Below are 3,064 nucleotides of genomic sequence, written 5' to 3'. Positions count from 1 at the left end.
CCCCCCCCCCCCCCCCCCCCCCCCCCCCCCCCCCCCCCCCCCCCCCCCCCCCTCCGGCGTCTTTGATACCGGCTCTACGCCCCGTCGCGGCGCAGCGTCGGCTTCAGCTCCTTGAGCCGGCCGAGCAGGCCGTTGACGAACGAGGGCGAGTCGTCCGTGGAGAACTCCTTGGCCAACTGCACCATCTCGTCCAGCACGACGGCGTCCGGGGTCTCGTCCACCCAGATCAGCTCGTAGGCACCCAGACGCAGGATGTTGCGGTCGACGACCGGCATCCGGTCGAGCGTCCAGCCCACCGCATACTGGGCGATCAGCTCGTCGATGCGCCGCGCGTGCTCCGCGTAGCCCTCGACCAGCTGCATCGTGTACTCGCTCACCGGCGGCTGCCGGTCGTCGGTCCGGGAGAGCCGGATCCAGTCGGCGAGGACCGTCAGGACGTCGGCTCCACGCTGGTCGCCCTCGAAGAGGATCTGGAAGGCGCGCTTGCGGGCCGTGTTGCGGGCAGCCACGGTTAGCTGTTCACCCGGCCGAGGTAGTCGCTCGTGCGGGTGTCGACCTTGATCTTCTCACCGGTGGTGATGAAGAGCGGGACCTGGATCTGGTGGCCGGTCTCCAGGGTGGCGGGCTTGGTGCCACCGGTGGAGCGGTCTCCCTGGACGCCCGGCTCGGTCTCCTGGATGACCAGCTCGACGGCGGCGGGCAGCTCCACGAAGAGCACCTCGCCCTCGTGCTGGGCGACGGTCGCGGTGAAGCCCTCGATCAGGAAGTTGGCGGCGTCGCCGACGGCCTTGCGGTCGACCATCAGCTGGTCGTAGGTCTCCATGTCCATGAAGACGAAGTAGTCGCCGTCCATGTACGAGAACTGCATGTCGCGCTTGTCGACAGTGGCGGTCTCGACCTTGACACCGGCGTTGAAGGTCTTGTCGACGACCTTGCCGGAGAGCACGTTCTTGAGCTTGGTGCGCACGAAGGCCGGGCCCTTGCCGGGCTTGACGTGCTGGAACTCGACGACGGACCAGAGCTGGCCGCCTTCGAGCTTGAGCACCAGGCCGTTCTTGAGGTCGTTCGTGGAAGCCACGGTTGCGGAATCTCCTGGACTGACGTACGACCCCGGGGCATGCGCACAGCGCGAAGCTAGAGCGCGAGCAGCTCCTTGGTCGTGATGGTGAGTAGCTCGGGTCCGCCGTCCGCCTCGGGGCGTACGACGAGCGTGTCATCGATCCGGACACCGCCCCGGCCCGGGAGGTGGACCCCCGGTTCGACGGTGACCGGCACGCAGGCGTCCAGTTTACCCATGGCCGCGGGGGCCAACTGCGGGTCCTCGTCGATTTCGAGTCCGACACCGTGTCCGGTGAGCGGTGGCAGTGCCTCCGCATAGCCCGCGGAGTCCAGGACCTGCCGTGCCGCGCGGTCCACGTCGCGGAACGCGGCACCGGGCATCAGGGACTCGCGTCCGGCCCGCTGAGCGGCGAAGACGAGGTCGTACAGCTCGATCTGCCAGTCCGCGGGCGAGGTGCCGATGACGAAGGTGCGGCCGATCTCGCAGCGGTAGCCCCGGTAGGTGGCGCCCAGGCAGACGGAGAGGAAGTCGCCCTCCTCCACCCGGCGGTCGGTGGGACGGTGACCGGGGCGGCCGGAGTGCGGGCCGGTCGCGACGGACGTGGGGAAGGCGGGGCCGTCGGCGCCGTGGTCGACCAGGCGCCGCTCCAGCTCCAGCGCCAGGTGCCGTTCGGTTCGGCCGACCAGGATCGACTCCAACAGCTCACCGAGGGCCTGGTCGGCGATCTCGGCGCCGATGCGCAGGCAGGAGATCTCCTCCTCGTCCTTGACCACCCTGAGCTGCTCGACGGCGCCACCGAGGCCGGCCAGGCGCAGCCCGGGGGCGACGGAGGCCAGGGCCTTGTGGCGGCTGACCGTGAGGTGGTGTTCCTCGACGGCGAGCGAGTCGGCGCCCTGGGCCGCGGCCAGACCGGCCGCCGTGACCGCGGGGTCGCCTCCGGGCGAGGGCAGGACGTGCAGCCGCAAGGTCTCGTCCGGACGTCCTTCGTAGGGGCGGTCCTCGGGCGGGCCGGCGCACACCAGCAGGTCCTCGCGCCTGCCGAGCAGCAGGACGGAGTCCCGCGGGGCGGCGGCGGCGAGGTAGCGCACATTGGCGGGGCGGGAGATGAGGGCTGCCGCGGCGCCGGCCGCGTTGCAGCGCTCCCTCAGCCGGGATCGGCGGGTCGCGTACACCTCTGACATGAGATGAGCGTAGGAGTTCTGGGCGGTTTGTGCCGGTTGGGTGGGGCCGAGTGGGGTCCGGGGGCCGTGTCGCGACGCCCGGCCCGGGCCCGGTGGGTGGGGCCGGCCCCGCGGTCCCGGCACCGCCGGGACGGCCGCGGCGCCGCCCGGCCGCCGGCCCGCTACCAGGTCGGCGGGCTCGCGATGGCCCTCGCCAGGACCTCGTCCAGGATCCGCGCCGTGCCCGGGACGTCCAGCTGGGAGTTGTCGATGATCGGGAGGCCCGAGCCGTACCAGCCGGCCATGCGGCCGTGGATGCGGGCGACCTCCTCGTCGGTGAGCCTGCGGTTGCCGCTCCGCTCGGCGTTGCGCTCCAGGACGATGTCCAGGCCCGGGAGCAGGACGACCGGCAGCAGGCCGGGACCCACGTGCCGCTTCCAGCCGCCGAGGCCCACCACGGGCCGGTCGGGGAAGACGGCGTCGTCCAGGATGCAGGAGATCCCGTTGGCCAGGAAGTTCCGGGCGGCGAAGCCGCAGGTGCGGCGGGCGAGACGGTACTGGGCCTCGGAGTGGTCGTTCCACCCCGACTGAGGGTCGGCGAAGCCCGAGCGGACCCATTCGCGCACGTCGTCGAGGCTGATGTGGGCGGTGGGCGCCCGGCGGTGATCCGCCCAGTACTTGGCCACGCTCGTCTTGCCCGCGCCCGCCGGCCCGATCAGCAGTACGGCGAGGGTGGTGGCCGCCGGGTCCGGGGCGCTCGCCGTGGCCGGCGGGGCGAGGGGCATGGCGACGGGGCCGCCCGGCGGCAGCGGCACATGACCGGTGGTGTCGGGCGGCGGTGGGG

At 72.3% G+C, this 3,064-nt stretch carries 4 protein-coding genes; all 4 read right to left on the bottom strand.

Translation table 11 applies throughout. The features are described 5' to 3' along the window. Window positions 1-74 precede the first annotated feature (74 nt). On the bottom strand, window positions 75-509 hold the full coding sequence (gene nusB / locus V7E45_RS39620) for a transcription antitermination factor NusB (protein ID WP_333779140.1): 435 nt from the start codon (window positions 507-509) through the stop codon (window positions 75-77). A 2-nt stretch (window positions 510-511) separates the two neighbouring features. Continuing rightward, the gene (gene efp, locus V7E45_RS39615) at window positions 512-1,078 is read right to left on the bottom strand and encodes an elongation factor P (RefSeq protein ID WP_020938844.1); all 567 of its coding nucleotides are present in this window, start codon (window positions 1,076-1,078) and stop codon (window positions 512-514) included. Window positions 1,079-1,134: 56 nt separating this feature from the next. Then, window positions 1,135-2,241 carry an aminopeptidase P family protein gene (locus V7E45_RS39610; RefSeq protein ID WP_333779139.1) on the bottom strand — a complete coding sequence of 369 codons (1,107 nt, stop codon included), beginning with the start codon at window positions 2,239-2,241 and terminating at the stop codon, window positions 1,135-1,137. Between the two features lie 161 nt (window positions 2,242-2,402). After that, on the bottom strand, window positions 2,403-3,064 hold a 662-nt coding region (locus V7E45_RS39605; RefSeq protein WP_333779138.1), incomplete at its 5' end, for an AAA family ATPase.

The sequence above is a fragment of the Streptomyces sp. IBSBF 3136 genome (genome assembly GCF_036815105.1).
In the GTDB taxonomy this organism is placed as follows: domain Bacteria; phylum Actinomycetota; class Actinomycetes; order Streptomycetales; family Streptomycetaceae; genus Streptomyces.
This window is presented reverse-complemented; position numbering and strand designations above follow the sequence as displayed.

Excerpts from the sequence above, each read along its gene's own strand:
- V7E45_RS39610 (WP_333779139.1), bottom strand. The coding sequence starts at position 2,241 with ATGTCAGAGGTGTACGCGACCCGCCGATCCCGGCTGAGGGAGCGCTGC.